This window comes from Apilactobacillus bombintestini, assembly GCF_003627035.1.
Classification (GTDB): Bacteria; Bacillota; Bacilli; order Lactobacillales; family Lactobacillaceae; genus Apilactobacillus; species Apilactobacillus bombintestini.
The window spans coordinates 938,001-960,659 of record NZ_CP032626.1; the positions used below are offsets into that span (position 1 = coordinate 938,001).

General features: G+C 32.1%; 20 protein-coding genes, 2 tRNA genes, 1 other RNA gene and 1 other annotated feature. Of the genes, 11 read left to right on the plus strand and 12 right to left on the minus strand.

Annotated elements, in window-relative coordinates; translation table 11 throughout:
* Position 1 precedes the first annotated feature (1 nt).
* Positions 2-586, minus strand: coding sequence for a thymidine kinase (locus D7I45_RS04695; RefSeq protein WP_120784580.1), 585 nt, complete (start codon positions 584-586; stop codon positions 2-4).
* Between the two features lie 178 nt (positions 587-764).
* Between D7I45_RS04695 and D7I45_RS04700 the strand changes: the two genes are divergently transcribed.
* Together D7I45_RS04700 and D7I45_RS04705 are read left to right on the plus strand one after the other, a co-directional pair.
* A complete protein-coding gene (locus D7I45_RS04700; protein ID WP_120784581.1) occupies positions 765-2,114 on the plus strand; it encodes a Mur ligase family protein in 1,350 nt (449 codons plus the stop codon).
* Positions 2,114-2,824, plus strand: coding sequence for a type 1 glutamine amidotransferase (locus D7I45_RS04705; protein WP_120784582.1), 711 nt, complete (start codon positions 2,114-2,116; stop codon positions 2,822-2,824). The genes D7I45_RS04700 and D7I45_RS04705 overlap by 1 nt, the downstream gene beginning before the upstream one ends.
* Before the next feature lie 44 nt (positions 2,825-2,868).
* Here the strand turns inward: D7I45_RS04705 and D7I45_RS04710 are convergent, their stop codons facing one another.
* Genes D7I45_RS04710 through D7I45_RS04720 form a run of 3 tightly spaced genes read right to left on the minus strand, consistent with a single transcriptional unit; the run spans position 2,869 to position 7,429 of the window.
* Entirely contained in the window at positions 2,869-3,867 is a 999-nt protein-coding gene (locus tag D7I45_RS04710; RefSeq protein ID WP_120784583.1) for a serine hydrolase domain-containing protein, read from the minus strand.
* Positions 3,868-3,882: 15 nt separating this feature from the next.
* A complete protein-coding gene (locus D7I45_RS04715) occupies positions 3,883-5,703 on the minus strand; it encodes an ABC transporter ATP-binding protein (RefSeq protein WP_120784584.1) in 1,821 nt (606 codons plus the stop codon).
* The gene (locus tag D7I45_RS04720) at positions 5,696-7,429 is read right to left on the minus strand and encodes an ABC transporter ATP-binding protein (protein WP_120784585.1); all 1,734 of its coding nucleotides are present in this window, start codon (positions 7,427-7,429) and stop codon (positions 5,696-5,698) included. Before D7I45_RS04720 ends, D7I45_RS04715 begins: the two co-directional genes overlap by 8 nt.
* 132 nt (positions 7,430-7,561) lie before the next feature.
* On the opposite strand from D7I45_RS04720, the gene D7I45_RS04725 reads away from it, so the two are divergent.
* The 3 genes from D7I45_RS04725 (at position 7,562) to D7I45_RS04735 (ending at position 9,008) form a co-directional block, all read left to right on the plus strand.
* Positions 7,562-7,891, plus strand: coding sequence for a hypothetical protein (locus D7I45_RS04725; protein ID WP_120784586.1), 330 nt, complete (start codon positions 7,562-7,564; stop codon positions 7,889-7,891).
* A gap of 130 nt (positions 7,892-8,021) precedes the next feature.
* A complete protein-coding gene (locus D7I45_RS04730; RefSeq protein ID WP_120784587.1) occupies positions 8,022-8,573 on the plus strand; it encodes a cysteine hydrolase family protein in 552 nt (183 codons plus the stop codon).
* Between the two features lie 180 nt (positions 8,574-8,753).
* On the plus strand, positions 8,754-9,008 hold the full coding sequence (locus tag D7I45_RS04735) for a hypothetical protein (RefSeq protein ID WP_162924097.1): 255 nt from the start codon (positions 8,754-8,756) through the stop codon (positions 9,006-9,008).
* Between the two features lie 49 nt (positions 9,009-9,057).
* Here the strand turns inward: D7I45_RS04735 and D7I45_RS04740 are convergent.
* Positions 9,058-9,129, minus strand: a tRNA-Gln gene (locus D7I45_RS04740).
* A 109-nt stretch (positions 9,130-9,238) separates the two neighbouring features.
* Between D7I45_RS04740 and D7I45_RS04745 the strand changes: the two genes are divergently transcribed.
* Positions 9,239-9,312 (plus strand) — tRNA-Glu (locus D7I45_RS04745).
* Positions 9,313-9,360: 48 nt separating this feature from the next.
* Here the strand turns inward: D7I45_RS04745 and D7I45_RS04750 are convergent.
* Positions 9,361-10,020, minus strand: a complete 660-nt coding sequence (locus tag D7I45_RS04750; RefSeq protein WP_120784589.1) for a hypothetical protein — start codon at positions 10,018-10,020, stop codon at positions 9,361-9,363.
* 116 nt (positions 10,021-10,136) lie between these two features.
* Between D7I45_RS04750 and ssrA the strand changes: the two genes are divergently transcribed.
* Positions 10,137-10,507: a transfer-messenger RNA gene (gene ssrA, locus D7I45_RS04755) on the plus strand.
* Between the two features lie 51 nt (positions 10,508-10,558).
* On the opposite strand, the gene D7I45_RS04760 is transcribed toward ssrA, so the two are convergent.
* On the minus strand, positions 10,559-11,752 hold the full coding sequence (locus D7I45_RS04760; RefSeq protein ID WP_205570324.1) for a GH25 family lysozyme: 1,194 nt from the start codon (positions 11,750-11,752) through the stop codon (positions 10,559-10,561).
* Between the two features lie 142 nt (positions 11,753-11,894).
* Positions 11,895-12,854, minus strand: coding sequence for an NAD(P)H-quinone oxidoreductase (locus tag D7I45_RS04765; RefSeq protein ID WP_120784591.1), 960 nt, complete (start codon positions 12,852-12,854; stop codon positions 11,895-11,897).
* Positions 12,855-13,024: 170 nt separating this feature from the next.
* Positions 13,025-13,231 (plus strand) — a binding site (T-box leader).
* Between the two features lie 54 nt (positions 13,232-13,285).
* Between D7I45_RS04765 and asnS the strand changes: the two genes are divergently transcribed.
* The gene (gene asnS / locus D7I45_RS04770) at positions 13,286-14,674 is read left to right on the plus strand and encodes an asparagine--tRNA ligase (protein ID WP_120784592.1); all 1,389 of its coding nucleotides are present in this window, start codon (positions 13,286-13,288) and stop codon (positions 14,672-14,674) included.
* Positions 14,675-14,707: 33 nt separating this feature from the next.
* On the opposite strand, the gene D7I45_RS04775 is transcribed toward asnS, so the two are convergent.
* A complete protein-coding gene (locus tag D7I45_RS04775; protein WP_120784593.1) occupies positions 14,708-15,034 on the minus strand; it encodes a hypothetical protein in 327 nt (108 codons plus the stop codon).
* A gap of 155 nt (positions 15,035-15,189) precedes the next feature.
* On the opposite strand from D7I45_RS04775, the gene D7I45_RS04780 reads away from it, so the two are divergent.
* Positions 15,190-15,696 carry a DUF308 domain-containing protein gene (locus tag D7I45_RS04780; protein WP_162924098.1) on the plus strand — a complete coding sequence of 169 codons (507 nt, stop codon included), beginning with the start codon at positions 15,190-15,192 and terminating at the stop codon, positions 15,694-15,696.
* A gap of 121 nt (positions 15,697-15,817) precedes the next feature.
* Here the strand turns inward: D7I45_RS04780 and D7I45_RS04785 are convergent, their stop codons facing one another.
* Both D7I45_RS04785 and D7I45_RS04790 read right to left on the minus strand, forming a co-directional pair.
* Entirely contained in the window at positions 15,818-16,687 is an 870-nt protein-coding gene (locus D7I45_RS04785) for a GRP family sugar transporter (RefSeq protein WP_120784595.1), read from the minus strand.
* A gap of 199 nt (positions 16,688-16,886) precedes the next feature.
* Positions 16,887-17,777: a magnesium transporter CorA family protein gene (locus D7I45_RS04790; protein WP_120784596.1), complete on the minus strand. Its 891-nt coding sequence runs from the start codon at positions 17,775-17,777 to the stop codon at positions 16,887-16,889.
* A 167-nt stretch (positions 17,778-17,944) separates the two neighbouring features.
* Here D7I45_RS04790 and D7I45_RS04795 point away from each other — a divergent pair, with 167 nt between their 5' ends.
* Positions 17,945-19,276 (plus strand): MFS transporter, encoded by a 1,332-nt coding sequence (locus tag D7I45_RS04795; protein WP_340137531.1) that lies wholly within the window; start codon positions 17,945-17,947, stop codon positions 19,274-19,276.
* 77 nt (positions 19,277-19,353) lie between these two features.
* Here the strand turns inward: D7I45_RS04795 and D7I45_RS04800 are convergent, their stop codons facing one another.
* Positions 19,354-20,139: a glucose-1-dehydrogenase gene (locus D7I45_RS04800; protein ID WP_120784598.1), complete on the minus strand. Its 786-nt coding sequence runs from the start codon at positions 20,137-20,139 to the stop codon at positions 19,354-19,356.
* Positions 20,140-20,476: 337 nt separating this feature from the next.
* Here D7I45_RS04800 and D7I45_RS04805 point away from each other — a divergent pair, with 337 nt between their 5' ends.
* Complete coding sequence (locus tag D7I45_RS04805; protein WP_120784599.1) at positions 20,477-22,513, plus strand: KUP/HAK/KT family potassium transporter; 2,037 nt, start codon at positions 20,477-20,479, stop codon at positions 22,511-22,513.
* Positions 22,514-22,659: the final 146 nt, after the last annotated feature.

Sequence of the window (22,659 nt, forward strand, 5' to 3'; positions counted from 1 at the left end):
CTCACTTTCCCATTTTGTCCATTGGTGGATTGAAATAATGCTTACGACATACTGGATAGTATGATTCATTACCACCTACTTGAATTTGTTCACCTTCATATACAGGTTGATTATTATGGAAACGAAGATTCATAGTAGCCTTGTGTCCACAGAACCAACAGATGGTCTTCATTTCTTCAATCTTATCTGCATATAGCAATAATGCTCGTGATCCTTCAAATAAATTATTTTGGAAATCATTTTTCAAGCCAAAAGCAATTACTGGAATTGATAATTCATCTACTATTTTGGCCAATTGTAAAACATTTTCCTTACTTAAAAATTGTGCTTCATCAATTAAAACACAACTAGCGTTAGGATCTATCTTTTGAACCATGTCATAGCAATTAGTATCAGATTCAATCACATAGGCACTTCTACTTAAGCCTACACGAGATGCGACAGTTCCGCGTTCTTCTCTAGTATCTAAAGCACTAGTCATAATAATAACTGATTTACCCTGTTCTTCATAATTATGAGCAACCTTGATAATTTCAATTGATTTACCACTGTTCATTGCTCCATAGCGATAATATAGTTGTGCCATGATTAACTTTAAGCTCGCTTTCTCTAAAAAATCTCATCTATTATTATAGCTGATTTATTGAGTAATTTCGATAGTCATACACAAAGTTAGTTAATTTACTAAAAATATGCTTTTTTTCGGTCTATAATAGTAAAGTATGATAAAATTTTGAATATTAATAATCTAAGGAGTGCAAAATATGTCTCTTAAAAGCGAATTTGCGACTTTTGCTGGTAAGTCTTCATATTGGTTCTTACATACCTTTATGAACGGTGGTAGTTCACTACCTGGTAAGATTACTACAGCAATTGATCCTGCTATTTTAAAACATTTAGGAAAAAATTATGACATTGTTGTGGTTACAGGTACTAATGGTAAAACTTTAACTACCGCTCTAACCGTACAAGTCTTAAAACAAAAATATGAAAATGTGGTAACTAACCCTTCTGGTTCTAATATGGAACAAGGTTTAGTAACTACTTTCTTAAAAGCAAAGAATCCAAAAAACAAACGTCCGTTAGCGGTACTAGAAGTTGATGAAGCAAACGTTATCAAGTTAACTAAATATGTTCAACCTATTGCTTTCGTCTTTACCAATATTTTCCGTGATCAAATGGACCGTTATGGTGAAATCTATACTACTTACAAGAAAATCATTGATGGGGTTAAATTAGCTCCTAAAGCAACTATCATTGCCAACGGTGATGCACCTATCTTTAACTCAGTAGATTTACCTAACCCTAAGATATACTATGGATTTAAAAATCATGCTGATGAAGATGATATGAAGGCTGAACCTAATACAGATGGTGTGTTATGCCCTGTTTGTCAAAACATTTTGCATTATCACTACATCAGTTACGCTAACTTAGGTAGTTACTTCTGTCCTAAATGTGGATTTACACGTCCTGCATTAACCCATTCATTGAACAAATTAGGTGCATTAACTCCTAATTCTTCTGACTTTACTGTAGATGGACAAGATTTATCTATCGGCATCGGTGGTGTTTACAACATCTATAATGCTCTAGCTGCTTACTCAGTAGGTCGCTTTTTAGGTGTTGATAAAGAAGATATTGCTAAAGCTTTCACAGCTAATGAACGTGTCTTTGGACGTCAAGAATTAATCGATATCGATGGTAAAGAAACTACCTTAGTATTGGTTAAGAATCCAGTTGGTTTAAATCAAGTTATCGATACTATTTCTAAGGAAAAAGATGACTTCTCATTGATTTGTCTACTAAATGCCAACTATGCTGACGGAATTGATACTAGTTGGATCTGGGATGGTGAATTTGAAAGATTTACCAACATGCCAATTAAGAAATTCATCACTGGTGGAGAAAGATATAAAGATATTACCTTTAGATTTAAAGTTGCCGGAGTAGACGAAAACATCCACGAAGTACAACCTAACCTAGAAAAAGTAGTTGAAGAAATCCCTACTCTACCAACTAACAAAGTCTACATTTTAGCTACTTATACTGCTATGCTTCAATTAAGAAAGGACTTTGCTGAAAAAGGTTACATCAAAGGAGGTATGGAATAATGGCTAAGGAATATACCTTACACATCGCCCATTTATATGGTGATTTGATGAATACCTATGGAGATTTAGGAAACATCTTAGTTCTTAAATATTATGGAAAGAAAATGGGTATTAATGTTGAATCTAAAGTAGTTAGTTTAGATGAAGATTTTAAAGCTGATGACTATGACATCGCAGTCTTCGGTGGAGGCCAAGATTTCGAACAAAGTATCGTTTCAAAAGACTTCCAAACTAAAAAAGATGAAATTAAAAAATTCATTGATACCGATGGTTGCTTATTAGCTATCTGTGGTGGTTACCAACTTCTTGGTAAGTATTACATTGATGCTAATGGAGATAAAATTCCTGGTATCGGTGTATTAGATCATTACACCGAACAACAAGATGACAATCGTTTCATCGGTGATATCAAAATTAAGAATAAAGAAACCGGTGAAGTTTACCATGGTTTCGAAAATCATCAAGGTGTCACTTACACTGGAAATGATGAACGTCCTTTAGGTGACGTTGAACAAGGTTATGGTAACAACGGTAGTGACCATGCTGAAGGTGCTATTTATAAGAATGTTTATTGTACCTACTTCCACGGTCCTATCCTAGCCAGAAACAACATCATTGCAAAACACATCCTAATCAAAGCATTGAAGCGTCGTTACCCTAATGATGACTTCTCTGCACAAGAAAAAATTGACGTTTCAGAATCATATTAATAACTAACAAAAAAGACGGATACTTAACGTATCCGTCTTTTTATTTATCTATTTTCATTCAAATAAGTTTCAATTAAAGGTTTTCGACGTTCAATGTAATATTCATTAGGTGCAACCGGATGAACTCGATTAGAAAGAAATATCATAGCTCTCTTTAATTTAGGAATTAAAACCATAAAGGTTCCAGTATAACCAGATTGCCAAATAAATGGCATCCCCTTATAGTTAATTCTTTCAAATCCATAGCTTCTACCCAAATCATGTTTAGTTTGATCAACATAAAAGACCTTCACAGTTTCCGGTTTTAAAACTGGATTACTATCAGGATTTAAAATACATTCCACAAACTTAATCAAGTCATCCATATTACTGAATAACCCAGCCGAACCGCAGTCACTTCCTAAAACTTGTGCCTTAGGATCATGTACGCTTCCTTGCAAAAGACCATTTTGCTTGTCGTAAGTAGTAGGTACACACTTATCAGCATCTGGTTTAAAACCACTATGACTTAAATTCATAGGTTTTAAAACCATCTCGGTTATTAATTGGTGAATAGGTTTACCAGTAATTTCTTTTGCAATTAACCCTAAGAAAATGAAATTAACATCTGCATAATGCATTTTATGATTTAATTCATTTCCTACATTTAAATTCAATAAAGCTTCAATTAATTCGTCATGATTTAATTTATCACGATTAGGAATATAGCCTTCAATCCCAGAAGTATGCGTAATTAGGTTTCTAATAGTAACTTCAGGATGTTTCCAGCTACTTAAATATTTACTAATGGAATCATCTAAATTCAACATGCCCTCTTCAGACAACTTTAAAATTACCATAGTAGTTCCCACTACTTTAGTAATAGAAGCCATATCATAAATTAAATGTCCATCAGTTAGCTTTACTTTTTCTGGGACTAATTCACGGTTTCCTACTAAATATCTTTGGACACCGTCTTCATCAATAAATGCGTAATTAACACCTGGTACTACTTTATCCTCAACTAGTTTATTAACAGCTTGTTGCGTCTTTGAATATTTCATTTTATCGTCACCTAGTTATAAGTTATTACCAATAAATTGTGAGTTATATAAATCAGCATAGAAACCATTTTGATCCATTAATGATTTATGGTTTCCTGTTTCAATAATTTGACCATGATTCATAACAATAATCTTTTCTGCATTTTGAATAGTAGATAAACGATGGGCAACCACGAAACTAGTTCTACCCTTAATCAATTTATCCATAGCATTTTGAATTAATGACTCAGTTCTAGTATCTACTGAACTAGTTGCTTCATCTAAAATCAAAATTTCTGGATTTGCTAAGAATGCTCTAGCAATAGTAATTAATTGACGTTGTCCTTGAGAAACATTGGATGCTGATTCATTTAAAACAGTATTGTATCCATCAGGTAGTTTCTCAATGAATTCATCAGCTTGAGCTTCTTTAGCAGCTTGATATACTTCTTCGTCCGTTGCGTTATCATTTCCATACTTAATATTGTCCCAGATAGTTCCAGTAAATAGCCAACTATCTTGTAAAACCATGGAAATATGTGAACGTAATTCAGGACGTGTCATATCTCTTGTATCCACACCATCTAATTTAATAGAACCAGAATCAATATCATAAAAACGTTCTAGTAAATTAATGATAGTAGTTTTACCTGCCCCTGTAGGTCCTACAATAGCAACTGTTTTACCCTTAGGAACATCTAGATTAAAGTCTTTAATCAATGGTGTATCTGGAAGATATCTAAAGTTAACATCTTCAAACTTAATTTTATCATCAGTTGCTTCATTAGGTAAGTTAGCAGTATTTTCATCCATTTCAGGTTCATCTAAAATGTTAAAAATTCTTTCTGCAGAAGCAATTGTGGATTGAATAGTATTAGTTAAGTTAGCTAAGTTAGTAATAGGTTGGTTAAACATATTTACGTATTGTAAGAATGCTTGAACATTACCTAAAGTTACTGTTCCTGCAGCAACCTTAATTCCACCAAAAATAGCAACAAAGACATAGTTTAAGTTTTTAACAAAGTTCATTAGTGGGAACATGAAACTAGAAACAAATTGAGCTTTCCAAGCGGAATCATAGTATTTATCATTTTGTTCTTCAAATTGTTGAATAGCTTCTTCTTCACGGTTAAAGGTTTTGATAATAGTATGTCCAGCAAAATTTTCTTCTACTTGACTATTAACATCCCCTAAATGACTTTGTTGTTTACTAAAGTATCTTTGTGATTTAGGAGCAACTACTCCTACGATGATACCAATCAAAGGCAATGTACATAGAGCTACTAACGTTAATGTCCAACTAATGGTGATCATCATATATAAAACACCAAAGAATAGTAAAACACTAGTAATAAATTGCGTTAAGTTAGTTTGTAGCATTGTGGAAATATTATCCATATCATTAATCATACGTGACATGATATCCCCATTGGAATGAGTATCGTAGTATGAAATAGGTAATCTTTGTAGCTTAGCTTTTAAATCTTTTCTTAGTTGGTAAACTACCTTTTGAGAAATGTAAGTCATGATGAATTGTTGACCCACATTAAATAGTGCAGCCAAGATATACAAAGCAGCTACTAAAATCAAAATACGACCAACGGCGCTAAAGTCGATAGGAATTGAACTTACATGCAATCCTTGTTTTTTCATTACAAAGGCTTTCATAACACCTTTATAAATTTCAGTAGTAGCTTCACCTAAAATTTTAGGAGTAACGATTTGTAGCACCACGGCAGCTGTAGCCATAATCAAAGTAACAATAATTCCAATCATCCATGGATTTACATACTTAACTAATCGCCATGTAGCTGACCAAAAGTTTTCTGGTTTACTTTGCTTAGGTTGATTATTCATGGTCATCGTCTCCTTTCTTAATTTGTGAATCTAAGATAGCACGGTAGTATGAATTGTTTGCAGATAATTCTTTATGAGTACCGGCACCTACTACTTTTCCATCATTTAATACTAAGATTAAATCTGCATCGGCAACTGTAGAAATTCTTTGAGCTACGATAACAGTAATAGCTTTTTGGATCTTTTCATCTTTATTTAATGCTTGACGCAATTGTGCATCAGTCTTGAAGTCCAATGCAGAGAATGAATCATCAAAGACATAAATAGAAGCATTCTTCAAAATAGTTCTAGCAATTGCTAAACGTTGTTTTTGTCCACCAGAGAAATTATCTCCGTTTTGTTCAACTTTAGCATCTAAGCCGCCCTCTTCTTGGATGAAGTCGTCAGCTTTAGCTACTTTTAATGCTTGCCAGATTTCATCATCACTAGCTGTTTCGTTACCATATTGCATGTTTTCACGAACTGAACCAGTGAATAAAACAGCTTTTTGTTGCGTAATAGAAATCAACTTATGCAATTGATGTTGAGTCATTTCTTTAATAGGAGTGTCGTTAATTCTAATTTCACCGTTAGTTACATCATATAAACGTGGAATTAAGTTAACTAAACTTGATTTACCTGAACCAGTTTCTCCAATAATGGCAACGGTTTGTCCTGCTTTAGCAGAAAAGTCAATATCACTCAATGCTAATTTAGAACTATCACCGTATTTAAAATCAACATGATCAAAAGCTAAACTACTTTTATCTGATTTAACTTCAGTAGCTTCCTTAGGATCTACAATTGAATCTTTAACATCTAATACTTCATTAATACGGCTAGCAGATGCTTGTGCACGAGGAATAAATACAAATAGCATTGATAACATCATAAAGCTAATAAGTATTTGTGTTGCATAAGTCATAAAGGAAACTAAGTTACCTACTGCCAATGTATTATGTGAAATCATTTTGGCACCAAACCAAACAATTCCAACATTGGTACCACTCAAAATGAAAGTCATTAGTGGAAACATTAATGAAACTAACATAAATACGTGAATACCAGTTTTGGCATATTTATTATTGTATTGGTCAAAACGATTTTGTTCATACTTATCGCGATTAAAAGCACGAATTACTCGTACCCCAGTAAGTCCTTCTCTAAAGACTAAGTTCAATTTATCAGTTTGTCCTTGTAATTTTTTAAACAAAGGACCTGCAAAAGCCATAATTGCAGAAACTGCAACGGCTAAAACAACCAATGAACATAAGAATACTACGGTAAGACGTGGACTCTTTACGAATGCCAATGCCATAGCACCTACCAACATAATTGGTGCCATTACCATCATTCTTAGAACTTGAATCATAACGTTTTGAATTTGAACAACATCATTAGTATTTCTAGTAATTAATGAAGCATCACCAAACTTATCCAAGTCTTGATCGGCTAAATAAATAATTTTTCTGTATAGGGATGAACGTATTTTCTTTCCCATTTTTTGTGATTGTGTAGCCGCGAAATAAATATTTCCTGCAGCAGCTAATACACCTATAAAGGCGACACCTAACATTTTTAGTCCTTCTGACCAAATATATCCGATGTTATTTTCTGCTACCCCTTTATCAATCAAATTAGAGGTAACTGTAGGCAAATACAAGTCACAAGATACTTGCAAAATCATAAACAAAATAGCTGCAATGACTGCCCACCAAACTAAATTCTTCTTAGCTAGTTTTATCATTTTTTCTTGGTTCACTCCTATCTTTTTTACTTTTTTCGTTTGAAAATTCAAAGAATTATTATATACTTTAGTTTGTTATTTTAAAAGGGTTTAGACTATTCATTCATAAATAAAAATATAAAGGAGAATACTATGGGAAGTAATTCAGATGCAATTAGAAACGTATTGATGTTTGCTAAAGAAAATCCAAATAAAGTGGTTATCAGTAATGATAAATATATGAATTCTCTACAAATGTATATTCAAGATGATATATCTGTAGGTAATCCCGATTTATTTTTCCCTAAGAATCGCCTTCGTGCCAATCGTATGAACGAATCCTTTTTAGAAGAAAACGGTGCTATATTAGACTACTTTAGTAAAATGACCAGAAGCGAGTCTAATGATTACCATCAAGTATGGGTAACCACTAGCTACGTACCTTCTCTTCATAAATATTTTCTAGATTTATCATTTGAATAAAGTAATATAAATAATTCTAAAATTAGACAAAGCAGTATTATTACTGCTTTTTTATTTTGAAAAAATTAAGATACTATTACTAGCATCTATCTAATATAATGGTAACAAAATAATAAGGGAGATGTGTAATATGGCAAATGAAGCTCTATTGATCATTGACTATACCAATGATTTTATACATGATAATGGTACATTAACCGTTGGTAAAACTGGCCAAAAATTAAGTAGTTATATCGTAAATTTAGCGCAACAATTCTATCAACAAGGAAAATATATCATTTTACCCACCGATCTTCATGAAATAAGCAACAAATTTAATCCTGAATATAAACTGTTTCCTCCACATAATATAAAAAACACATGGGGACGAGAATTTTTTGGCGACTTAAACCGTTGGTACAAGTTACATGAAAATAAGTCTCAAGTATATTTACTAAGTAAACATCGTTATAGTGCTTTTGCTGGTACTTCTTTGGATTTATATTTACGTGAACGAAATATTAATACTCTCCATTTAGTGGGCGTATGTACCGATATTTGCATATTACACACCGCCATCTCCGCATATAATCTTAATTATAAAATTATAATTCACGAAAATGGTATTTGTGGAACCAATATTGAAAGTCACAAGTGGGCAATTAATCATTGTAAAAATATACTTAATGCCAGTATTGAATGATATATGCATACGATTCACAATTTTATTTAATAAGTTTCTGTGCTATTCTTGATATATTGAATATTATATATGGAGGATACATACAAACTTATGAATAAAAATAAAGATTTAATAAAAATATGGTTGAGAATAATTGAAGTTTGCTTATCTTTAACACTTTTTGAAACACTAACCTTACCCATGATTTTATCATCAGATGGTGATGATACCACCATGATTAACACTGGGATATTGTCATTAATATTGGTATTAATTCAATTACTATTTATGTTTGTAGAAACTAAAAAATACGTTAACTTTGCGCTTTGGATACTTATGATAATTGGGTTCACTATTGTTTATGTTATATATCCTATGGTTGCAATGTACCAAGTTATCATAATGATAATTTCTATTATCGTATTTGCTGCTTACTCACTTCGTTATCTTAAATAAAATAAAAAAGCCATCACTATGTTGTGACGGCTTTTTTTATGCCAACAGATTGGGTATACTGGGCTCGAACCAGTAGATTAGGGATTCAGAGTCCCCTGCCTTACCATTTGGCGAATACCCAAAAATGCTATACTTTTATACTAATACAATCTTTTATAATCTGTCAACGTGGCGGCTATATTGACACTTCAATGCATGAATAGTAATATAAATTGTGTAAGTTATTTTATTGCCCGCTGGTCAAACTGGTTTAAGACGTCGCCCTCTCAAGGCGGAGTTACGGGTTCGAGCCCCGTGCGGGTGATTAATTGTAAAAAGGACAACCATTTTTATGGTTGTCCTTTTTTGTGTATTAATAACTAACTGCTTTATATCCACTACGTTTCCAAATTTTAGTTAAATTGCTAACCGAAATAGTTTTGTTACTTCTGTCTGACAAATCAAAACAGAAAAACTCACGATGATTAAAACCAAATAATATAATACATTTATCATCATCACTTCCCCATATAATAACGGGTCTATTCCTATTTATTTGGCTTCTAATTCTTCGATATGATTTTTTATTTAAGTTTTTATATGATCCTACACTATCAACCAAAAATTTTCTAAACATCTTTAATGAAAGTGTTTCATTAGGATTCAATATTTTACTTCTGATATCAAAAGATGGGTTAGCAAAATTTATCATCGTGATTAATCCAGCTACTGTACTAGAATCATCCTGCGACTGGTTGGTCGTTGATAATTTTAGTACCCTATAATTTTTACGAATAAACTTATTTGGAATCCAGCCAGAATTATTATTTCTTATAAAATGAAACCAAAAATGATTTTTATAAAATCCAATTTGATCAATTTCTAATTCCTTATTTAAATATTCGTGGTTAAAATGTTGTCTATCCTTTTTAGTAGCTTTTAATTCATGCACAAACCATTTATCCATATGTCTTTTTCTTAATCTAACAAAAAAGTGTGGAACATGTTCACTGGCAATAGAATATGCTTTCATTACTTCACCTTCATTTTAGGTATATTTTTATTTTATAAATACTTAATTGTTTACAATATTGGGTTTAATATTATTTTACTATTCCAATAAATATGGTAACATGAATATGTACATTTGGGGGCGTTATGGATTCGACGGGTATAGTTCGAATCCGAATTGCGTTCGCAGCGGCGTCTGCTCAACCGTCCAGTTTTTAAATTATAACTGCAAACAATAATTCAAACAACGTCGCTTTAGCTGCCTAATAAGCAGTCTACGACAATCCAACTAGTCTCGCCTATGGGCTAAATTGGGTTTTATATGAAGTAGGCTTACGTTACTTGCTCCCACCTGAAGTTAAGTAAAAGAGACTAATCAGGTTAGCTAATCATGATAACCCTGGAATACGGTGCTTTGGTTAGTGAAACTTCAAATAGTATCCCTATGAGCGTAGATATTCGAATGGCGATATGCTCGGACGCGGGTTCGACTCCCGCCGCCTCCATTTTTAAATGAAAAAGGCATCCAGGTTATTCTGGATGCCTTTTTATTTGTAATTTTAGAAAGCACGTTGATAAATCCAACCAATTAATTTTCCTCGGTAATAGCACTTGTAATAATAACTACGCCAACCATCTTTCTTAGCTTTATCAGATAAAGTAACCTTTTTTCTAGAATATGATTTACCGTTAGCTACCTTTTTAATATTTCCAAAGTGACTATCTGGTATGTGGTTATAGAAATTATAGTTAGTATTTAATCTAACCTTCTTAGTACCTTTAGTTTTAGTATATGAAATGTGTGGACCTAATGCGGATGATCGAATCCATCCCACTAATTTCTTACCTACATAGCAACGATAATAAACTACATTATTAACTATAGCTTTACAATCAATGTTTACGTTATAGCCTTTAAAATGCTTACCTGTATAGTTTGCAGATAATTGTTTTGCATATTTTTTATCACCGACTGCATGATTATAAAATTTAGCATTAGTAGTATCACGAACCGTCATAACACTATAGAATTTACTATAGCTTCCAGTAGAAGCAGGAGCTACTGGCTTAGGTTTAGAATTTCCACCAATAAACCAATCACTATTTTTGGAAGTTAACAAACTGGAATCCACATATTGATTTAATGCGGGTGAAAAATAATGATCAGTATATTGCCATAAAACATGTTCTCGTTGCGGTTCTTTTGATTGGTATGCAGCCAACCAATAACCATCATATGCACTCACTGCTTTAGAAGCATGTTGTAGCATAAAACTTTGGTAAGAATAAAATAAAATTTTTCTACCATTTACTAATGGGCGTAATGCGTTAACCCATGCCAAAGTGGCATTATCTGTGCCACCGGATTTGACTGTTTGTTGCTCATAATCATTTACATAAAATTTTGCATCAGGAGCTCTATGATATAAATCTTGAGCTTCTTTTTTTGCATCGTCAGGATTTATATACTGACTAAATGAATATACCCCGTAAGGTACTCCATATTTTTTCAATAAGGATACATTATGATTAAAAGTTTTATCATAATAATTACTTCCGAATTGAACTCTTAGAATAACGAATGGTACCTCTTTTTTTAGTATTTTTACTTGATTATCAGTAAAATTACCCTGCCACTCTGACAAGTCGTAGACATTGTTTTGACTTGCATTCGTTGTCATTGGTTGTATAGCGAATGTGAAGAATCCAATCAAAGCAATTCCTACACTCATTAATAAATATTTAATTTTCAAAGATATCATTCCTTAATAATTATTGTGACTTAATTGTATACAATTAATATTTCAAACAGACTAAGTAGAGATTACATTTATGAATAGAATTATAACAAAATATAAAAAAACTGAAATAAATTGTAATAAATTTAATATAATTTTATATTTTTAAAACTATTTTCCCTACATTCTTTTTATTTCGCATATAATCAACTGCCTCAGCAGCTTGATCAAAATCAAAAATGCTCCCTACTTTTAAACGTATTTTTTTAGATTTTAATAACGGCATAGCAACTTTATTAAATTGTGAAATTAAATCTGCCTTATATTCTTTAGGCCGAGTCGAAAGCAAAGTACCAGTGATAGTAATACCTTTTGACATTAATGATAATAAATCCACATTAGAAACAATATTGCCGCCCAAATTTCCGATTAAAACTAATTGTCCGTTTTGTCCTAAAGAAGCAATGTTTTTGTCAAAATAACTAGCTCCAATAAAATCTAACACTAAGTTGGCACCTTTACCATTAGTAATTTTTGCCACTTCATCTGCAAAATTTTGCTTGTTGTAATCTAATGCATAATCAGCACCATAATTCTTACAAATAGCTGTCTTTCTTTCACTAGATGTAGTTATTACAGTGGCATCGCACAATTTCTTAGCTAATTGAATAGCTGCCGTTCCAACTCCACTAGCTCCTGCATGAATTAAAACTGTTTGTTGTGGTTTTAAATGTCCCACCATAAATAGTGTCTGATAAGCTGTTAAAAAGCTTTCGGGAATAGTTGCACCTTCTTCATAGCTAACTTCATCTGGTAATAAAATAACACGTGAAGCATCTACCGCAACATATTCAGCATATCCACTATTGTCCAATAATGCAGCCACCCTAGTTCCTACAGGTAAGTTAGAAGAATTACTTTTAACAATCTCACCAGACATTTCCAATCCTGGTATTATGCTATTCATATTTTGCTTTTGATCTATCCAAAGTAAATCTACATGATTAACACCAATTGCATGTACTTTAATTAAGACTTCATTATCTTCAATATCTGGAATATCTATTTCTATAAATGGATTAGATTCATTTATACTATCAACTGATATAGCTTTCATGGTTTATCCTCTCTTTTAGTAATTTCAAATAATATTAGCATATATAAATCAATAATTCATGACTTTTGTACATTTTTTATAATGCAAAATTTCGTTCTTCGAATTGTAATTTATATTGTATTTATCATATAAATAGTGTTAATATTGAAGACGATGTAAAGATAAATAATCTAAGTACGATAATACGGAGGAGTAATAGATAGTATTTATCAGCGAGCTAAGGATGGTGTAAGCTTAGTAACACTATTATCTATGAATAACACCTATTTGTTTTCATCCTGAAACTTAAGTAAGGATGAACGCTTGCGATGCGTTATTCGTTAGAGTGGCCTATTAATAGGCACTTTAGGTGGTACCGCGGAACTTTCGTCCTAATTATTAGGACGGAAGTTTTTTATTTATACTTAGAATTATAGGAAGGTGTGAATTGCATGAAACAACTTACTGTTAAAGATCTATTCACTAAAGATCTAGAAGACAACTCCACAGTTGCTCTTGAAGGTTCAATTAAAACCATTCGTGGCTCTAAAAACATCAGTTTCATCGAATTAAACGATGGATCATGCTTAAAGAGTGCACAAGTTATTGTTAAGAAAAACAATGAAAACTTTGAAGCAATTAGCAAATTACCTATTGCTTCCACTATTACTGTAGAAGGAACTTTTGTAAAAACTCCTGATGCACCTCAACCATTTGAAGTACACGGAGAAAAAGTAGAATTAGTTGGTCATTCTAACTCTGACTACCCACTACAAAAGAAAAAGCAATCATACGAATACTTACGTACAATTGCTCACCTACGTCCTCGTACTAATACTTTCTACTCAGTATTTAGAATTCGTTCATTAGCAGCATTTGCTGTACATGAATACTTACAACACAACGATTTCGTATACGTTAACACACCAATTATCACTAGCAGTGATACTGAAGGTGCCGGTGAAATGTTCAGAGTTACTACTCTAGATCCAAACAACCTACCTAAGGATGAAAATGGTAAGGTAGATAACTCTAAAGATTTCTTTAAGACAGAAACTAACCTAACTGTTAGTGGTCAACTTCCAGAAGAAGCATTTACTATGGCATTTAGAAATGTATATACTTTCGGTCCTACATTTAGAGCTGAAAATTCACATACTCCTCGCCACGCTTCTGAATTCTGGATGATTGAACCTGACATGGCTTACACTCGTCTTCCTGGAATGATGGATGTAGCTGAAGGACTATTAAAATATGTTATCAACTATGTTCTAGAACATGCTAAAGATGAACTAGCATTCTTAGACGAAAATGTTAAACCTGGTTTAATTGAAAAATTAAAGAATACTGCAAACAAAGATTTCGCACGTGTTACATACACTGATGCTATTAAGATCTTACAAGATGCAGATAAAGAATTTAAAGTTCCAGTTAAATGGGGAATTGATTTACAATCTGAACATGAACGTTACTTATGTGAAGAAGTATATAAACGCCCTACTTTCTTAACTGACTATCCACGTGATATCAAAGCATTCTACATGCGTGATAACGATGATGGTAAAACTGTTGCCGCTGCTGACTGTTTAGTACCTGGCATCGGTGAAATTGTCGGTGGTAGTGAACGTGAAGAAAGAGAAGATGTCTTAAACGACAAGATTCATGAATTTGGTTTAACTCCAGAAGAATACGACTGGTACCAAGAACTTAGAAAATACGGAGAAATTAAACACTCCGGATTTGGAATTGGTTTCGAACGTCTAGTTATGTATATCACTGGTATGGAAAACATCAGAGATGTTATCCCATTCCCACGTGAACCAGGTAGTGCTAAATTCTAATACACTAATATTAATAAAAAGCATGAAGGAATTTTATCCTTCATGCTTTTTTATTTTACCCATACCATCAATTTCATAAGTTCCTAAATCCCCATTACCACCATTCATTACATCTGTTTTAGACACTGCTTGCACGGTATATAACTTCTTAGTTAGGTTGATATTTACAGGAACCATAATGGTATCAGATGAATCCTCCGGTAAATAACTTCGCAAACATTTTTCTGCTTGTAATACCGTTCTAATTTTAAAATTTTCATCTAATATATTAGTATCCGGAAAGAAATAACCAAATTCTCCCCTATGTTTAACTTTAATTAAATTTTTATGTCGTTCTAAAATGGGTATTATTTTGTCCAAGTTATTACTCCTAATCATTATTTATAAAATAATTATAACGATGCCAACTCTACTTACCAAATGATTAAACTTACCCTTTTACACAAACAGTATAATTTTAATTATATCTATTTAGTTTATAATATATATGTACTATTAAAAAGGAAGTGGATATTGTGAACAGAATTAATGAATTTGATCCATTCTCTTTTATAATTGGTATTTTATCTGTAATTGCAGGTATTATTGCAATCGTTACACCTTTTACTGTACTAAGTACCATTGTTATTATTACAGGTATTTTATCAATTATCGTAGGAATCTTTAAACTATCTCATATGAGTAGAATCTTTGATTCCAAGAAATGGATTGTTTTAAACAGTATTATAGATATTTTAGTAGGTGTATTAATGCTATTTAATGTCGTATTCGGAATGATTTATGTAGCTATTTTCTTTGCTATCATGTTCATTTTGGATTCCATTACCCTACTATCTATCGCTAAATATATTCAAAATATCAGTCAAGGATATTTTGTTATGGATCTTATCTTCTCTATAGTTGGAATAATTATTGGTATTTTATTATTAATCTCACCATTAGCTTCTGCACTATCTGCAATCCTACTATTGGGAATTTTATTCATTATCAAAGGTATTTTCTTTATTGCCCATTCTATTTAAATAAAATACTTTATATCACAATAATAAAGCCACTAAAGTTTAAAACTTTAGTGGCTTTTAATTTACAAAAAAAGATATTCACAATGATTTAACAATCACCATGAATACCTCTTTTTAAATATTAACTTAAGTGTCCAATTAGAATAGCAGCAATTACAATCATTAATAATCCAATAACTGTAAATGTAACTTCTTTCTTATTCTTTTGTTCATTTAGGATTAGTAATCCACCTAATGTAGATACTACTACGTTCATTTGTGTTAATGGGAATGCAGTAGCAACACCATTTAGCTTTAAGGATGTTAAGTATGCTAAAGTACCTAAACCACCTAATAGACCAATGATACTGCATCTAAATGTAAATTTAGATTTTAGATAGCCAATAGATGATTTACCATTCATAACCATAGAAATAATAATAGCTCCTAGGCACATACCTAATGTTTGTGGTAATAAACCAACTAAACCTGGTGCATTAGTGATTCTTGGAAATACTGAACATGCTGTGTAACCAAATGATCCAACAAATAGTAATACAAGTCCAGACTTGTAATCCATCTTCTTTCTTACAACACCTTTGTCTACATAGCTAGTTGAAGCAATTCCAACAATTAGTAATGCAATACTCAAAAATCCAATTAACTTAGCTAATGGTGTGCCCCATTCGCCAAAGAAAATAACACCACAAAGTGGAATTTCAATTAATTGAAGTCCTGTAGAAATTGGCATCGCAGTGGAAACATTCATCTTATTAAAAGAACTAAATTGCATATATTGTGCAATTGACCAGAGCAATCCACCTAAAAATGGCCACAAGAATTCTTGGAAACTAATAGCAGGTCTCGTGAATAGGTAAATAACAACCCCTATAACAAATTGACCATAACCTGTTCCTAAAACTTGCTCTATTGGTCGCCCACCAACCTTAGTAGCGATTAGTGGTCCAACTCCCCATAAAAGAGCTGGCAAAATACCAATTATGAAATCCATTACGAAACACTCCTTCTCTTTGACCTCATTATCATATTTTATTTAGAAAAATTTAGTAACATTAAGTTTTACTAATTTTTTACATTTACTATTATACAATTGTGTAAGTGAAAAGTAAACGCTTTCATCTTATATAACATATATAATTTAATAACTATATAATTATATATTAACAATATGACAAATACTATGTCTTATTTTATAGGTCGTGGTGTTTCTTCAAATAGTAAAGCATTACATAAATAATGATGACAGTAATTACAAGCGTAAAGAACCATGACCACACACTATTTGCAAATGGTAAAGTGACCACGTTCATTCCATAAAATCCACTAATAATTGGAGGAATAGCTAAAATCAATGACCATACAGTAAGTACTTTCATTATTTCATTTAAATTATTATTAATAATATTGCTGTAAGTATCTTCAATTTGGCTAACAACTTCATCTAATACATCAAACATATACTTGCTTTCATTATATTCAACAGCCACATCATCAATGTGTTGATCTTGACGTTGATTAAATGAAACCGGAATATCAAAGTTGTCGCTGGATTTTTGTAATTGTGAAATAGACATTATATTAGCTGCAGTGGCAGTTTTTAAGTAAACTAAATCACTCTTCAAAATTGCAATGTTATTTAAGCTACGATTATTAATATGGTTTTTGTGTGGATTATTTTGTAGTCTTTCTACACTTTCATTAATCTTATCTAGCTTATTCATATAAGGCTTATTAATCTTTTGTAGTATGTTGAAAATAACATCAAACTTATTACATCTTGACTCTTGTTTAATACGGTAACGAGAAGAACTTTTGGTAATAATTAGTTTATCAGTAAAAGCTACTACAACAGGTGAAGTTTTTACGCTTTCATCTTGTCCACTTTCCAATGATCTAATTATTAATACTGAGTATTTTTTAACATTATCATATTCAAAACGTGAATGTTCATGGGCATCTAACATGTATCCTTTTAAAATGTTAGGTAACTTATAATCATCGATGCTTTCTACTACTTCGCTAGTATCTGCATCTACTAATTCTACCCATGTAGAGTCTACTAAGTTATGTATTTTTCTCATTATCACGTTACCCCCTTTGGTAATAACTATCTATTATTACAGTTAGAAAAAAATTCGTCAAACTTTTCGTTTAAAATGAACACGTCGTATATGGTATACTTTTTTAGATATATATATATGAAGGGAAATGATTTATTATTAGCAACTATGTAAAAGTCGCATTATTAATGGCATCCAGTCTATTTATGCAATTTTTAGATGCAACTATCGTAACTACAGCACTTCCTTATATAGGACGTAGCTTAGATGTTCCTACTGCATCCCTTTCCCTAACCGTTAGTATTTACTTTATAACAATGGCAATATTTATTCCACTTAGTGGATGGATTGCAAAACGAATTGGTGAAAGAAATGCATGGTTATTAGCTACGCTATTATTCGTGCTTAGTTCAATTGGTGACGCTTTAGCGCCTACTTTTACTTTTCTATTAGTTAGCAGATTCGTACAAGGTTTCGCAGGATCTTTAATGACCCCTACAGCTAGACTAATAATGTTGGAAAGAACTCCTTCCAACCGCCTATTGCAAATGGCTAACTACCTAGTTTGGCCCGCTTTAATCGCACCAGCTATAGCTCCTATTTTAGGCGGATTTTTCGTTAAATACTTAAGTTGGCAATGGATTTTCCTTATTAATGTTCCAATTGGTTTAATTGCCATTTTAATTGGTATTAAGCTTGTGGATAAGGATACCAAGAGAAACAAAACCAAATTTGATTTATTAGGATTTATTGAAATTGCTATTTCTTCTGGTTTTATTTTAATAGGTGCAGAAATTGCCACTTATGGTCGTCAATATTGGACCACTGCTGGTATCTTAGTACTTATCGGTATTTTAATGATTTTTGTAATTGGATATCATTTATCACATGTTGATAGTCCACTATTTGATATCAAAGCATTAAAAGTTAGTTCCTTTAGAATTTATCAAACAGGTGGAACCTTCCTATGGCTTTCCGTTGGAGCTCTTCCTTACCTACTTACTGTCTACTTACAAGTAGTATTTGGTTGGTCAGCTCTTACTGCTGGATACTATGTAATCTTTGTATTTATTGGAAATGTCGGAATCAAGCCATTCACCAATGCAATAATTAGAAGAATTAAATATAAGGCTTCATTAATTGTTGCTTTATTTACCGTAGCTATTAGTACTGGTGCATTAGCATGGGTTCGTCCAACTACAGCTGGATTTATAATTGCTGGATTAGCATTTATATCTGGTTGCGGACGTTCATTAGCGTTAACTTGTTATAATGCTGTTACCTTCTCCGAAATACCAATGGATGAAAGAAACTCAGCAAACACCTTAAGTTCAGTATTACAAACTATGGCACAAGGTTTAGGTGTTTCTTTAATTACCGTAGTAGTTTCATCATTAGGTAGTTTTGTTAATATGAGCACCGCTTATGAATATGGATTTATTTTTCTAGGCATTTTAATGCTATATCCTATTGTAGAAGTTTGGATTCAACCTAAGAATTTTGGATACAATGCTTTATAATTAAATAAAAAAGACGTCATCGTAAATCAAATTAGTGATTTATGATAACGTCTTTTTTTATGATATATTGTTAAAAATTATCCACGTCCATTAGCGAATTCTGGATATAATTGCATACCACCATCTACGTAAATAGTTTCTCCAGTTACGTATGATGATTCTGTTGATGCTAACCATGCAGCAGCTGCGGCTACTTCTTCTGGCTTACCAATTCTAGCCATTGGAACCAATTCAGCTGTTTCTGCATATGTCTTAGGATCAGCAAATTTTTCAGCATTAATTGGTGTATTAATTGCACCCGGTGCAATAGAGTTAACACGAATACCTTTGTTAGCATATTCCTTAGCAACTGTTTCAGTAAGCAACATACTTCCACCTTTAGATGCGGAGTAATCAGCAAAATGAGGCCAAGAAATCTTTTGATGAACTGAAGACATGTTAATAATATTTCCTTCACGTTTATGGTCTAGGAAATAATTTAAAGCTGCCTTAGTTCCCAAGAATGTACCTGTTAAGTTAACATCAATAACTTTCTTCCAGTCTTGTAATGATAGCTTATGAGTAGGACTTTCTTTTTCCATACCAGCATTATTAACAAATAAGTCTAATTGTCCAAAGTTATCCACAGCAGTTTTTACTAACTTATTTACATCGTCTTCTTTAGATACATCTGCTTGAACAGCAACTGCATCCCCACCGTTTTCCTTAATTTGATCTACAGCCATTTGTGCACCGTTTTGATCAGAATGATAATTAAATACCAATTTCATATGTTCTTGTGCTAAACGAATAGCAATTGCTTTACCAATACCTTTAGAAGCACCAGTTACAACAGCAACTTTTCCTTCAAGATCTTTATACATAAAATCACCCTTTCGTAAAATGTATATGTATATAAACATCAATATTAATTATTACACAATTTTTCAAATATGATTATCAATTTGTTTATATAATGTAGAAAACTTTCCCCAATTGAATAATCACTTATTCGTGTTAAAATCAATCTCAGAGGGTTTACTGAAATTAAGTAACCTCTTTTTATAATTTTTAAATATTTAATTCATTAATTAAATATTTGTAGTATAATTTACCATTTAATGATTGTTGACCACTTTTTCTTTAATATACCCTGAATTAGTGGTACATTGTAAATTATAAAAATGTAAAATTTACATAAAATTTTTGGAGGATTTAGTCATGAAAACTAAATTTGATAAGATTTCCTTTATGGGAATGCTAATTGCCTTAGGAATTGTTTATGGAGATATTGGTACTTCACCTCTATATGTAATGAATTCCATAATTGGAAATGCCGGTAAAATGGCCGATATTAAACCATTTTACATAATCGGATCCATTTCATTAATTATCTGGACTTTAATGATTATTACTACTATTAAATATGTACTAATAACCATGAAGGCTGATAATAATGGTGAAGGTGGTATTTTCGCGTTATTCGCCTTAGTTAGACGCAAGGCAAAATGGTTAGTTTGGCCTGCTTTAATCGGTGGTGCTGCACTATTAGCTGATGGTACTCTAACCCCTGCTGTTACTGTTACATCCGCTATTGAAGGTCTTAAAGGACAAACATTTGGTGCCATATCATTCGGTAATTCACAAGAAACTGTACTTATTATTACTTCTTGTGTTTTACTAGCTTTATTTTTAATTCAAAGATTTGGTACTGGTATCATTGGTAATTCTTTTGGTCCTGTAATGTTAATTTGGTTCTCATTCTTGGCCATTATGGGTGTTATTAACCTATTAAATTACCCAGCTATTCTACAAGCATTCAACCCTGTTTATGCGGTAGAAATCCTATTTAGTCCTGCTAATAAGGCTGGATTATTCATTTTAGGTAGTATTTTCCTTGCCACAACAGGTGCAGAAGCATTGTATTCCGACATGGGACACGTTGGAAAGAGAAACATTTATGGTACTTGGCCATTTGTTTACGCTTCATTAGTATTAAACTATTTAGGTCAAGGTGCTTGGGTTATTAACAATGCTCATAATCCAGAATATGCTCACCTATCTAACTTAAACCCATTCTATGAAATGCTACCTGGTTCACTTCGTGGATTCGCTATTGCTATCGCTGCATTAGCCGCAATTATTGCATCACAAGCTTTAATCACTGGTTCATTTACATTAGTTGATGAAGCTATTGGTCTTAAATTCTTACCACGTATGATTGTTAAACATCCAAGTAACGTTAGAAGTCAAATCTATATTGCTACCGTTAATTGGTTCTTATGTATAGTAACTTTCATCGTAGTTTGGGCATTTGGTAGTTCAGAAAGAATGGAAGCTGCATATGGATTAGCTATTACCGTTACTATGTTAATGACTACTCTATTACTATTCGAATACCTTTCCGGCAAGATAAGACGTATTTTCGCATTCTTAATCGCATTATTCTTTGCATTAATTGAATTTACCTTCTTTGTTGCCAGTGTTGTTAAATTCATTCATGGTGGTTTCGTTACTCTACTAATCATGGGTGCCATCTTAATCGTTATGATTCTTTGGTACTTCGGTAACAAACGTCGTGATCATTACGAAAAAGAAAGCGAATATGTTTCATTAAATGATTACAAGAATCAATTAGTTGAATTAAGTGAAGACAATTCTATTCCGCTATACACTTCTAACTTAGTTTACATGACTAAAGTTAAAAATGATTATCAAATCAAACGTAGTACTATGTACTCCATTTTGGATAAGGAACCTAAACGTGCAAAGGTATACTGGTTTGTTACCGTTAATGAAACCAGCAATCCTTATGAAAGTAACTACACAGTTGACTTGCTTGAAACTAAGAACGTAGTTGATGTTCAACTATACCTTGGCTTTAGAAAACAACAAAGTGTAAGCATCTACTTACATCAAATTGTTAACTACTTAATCAAGCAAGGAGTTATTGATCCACAAAAACAAAAATACACTTCTACTAACAAACGTGGAAATGTTGGTGACTTCAAATTCGTTATCATTAATGAAAGACCTTCTGATCTTGCATTAAATTCAGAAATTAACGCATTTGATCGTCAATTAATATCTGGTCGTATCTTCTTACAAAATATCACTGCTTCCCCTATTTCCTGGTATGGATTAGAGTTCAGTAGTGTAATTGAAGAATCATCACCATTGTTTATTACAATGCAACATGACCAATATTTAGTACAAAGAAAGATATATCATTCTATTCATTCTAGACATGATATCTAATAAAAAATATTATTAATATTCTGGGAGAAATTAATCCGATAATACATCGGTGATAATTTCTCCCAGTTTTTTGTTAGCCATAAATTATCGCATGTAAACACGTTTTATCATTTCTGTTTATAATTTCTTAATCAAGTACAAAAAGG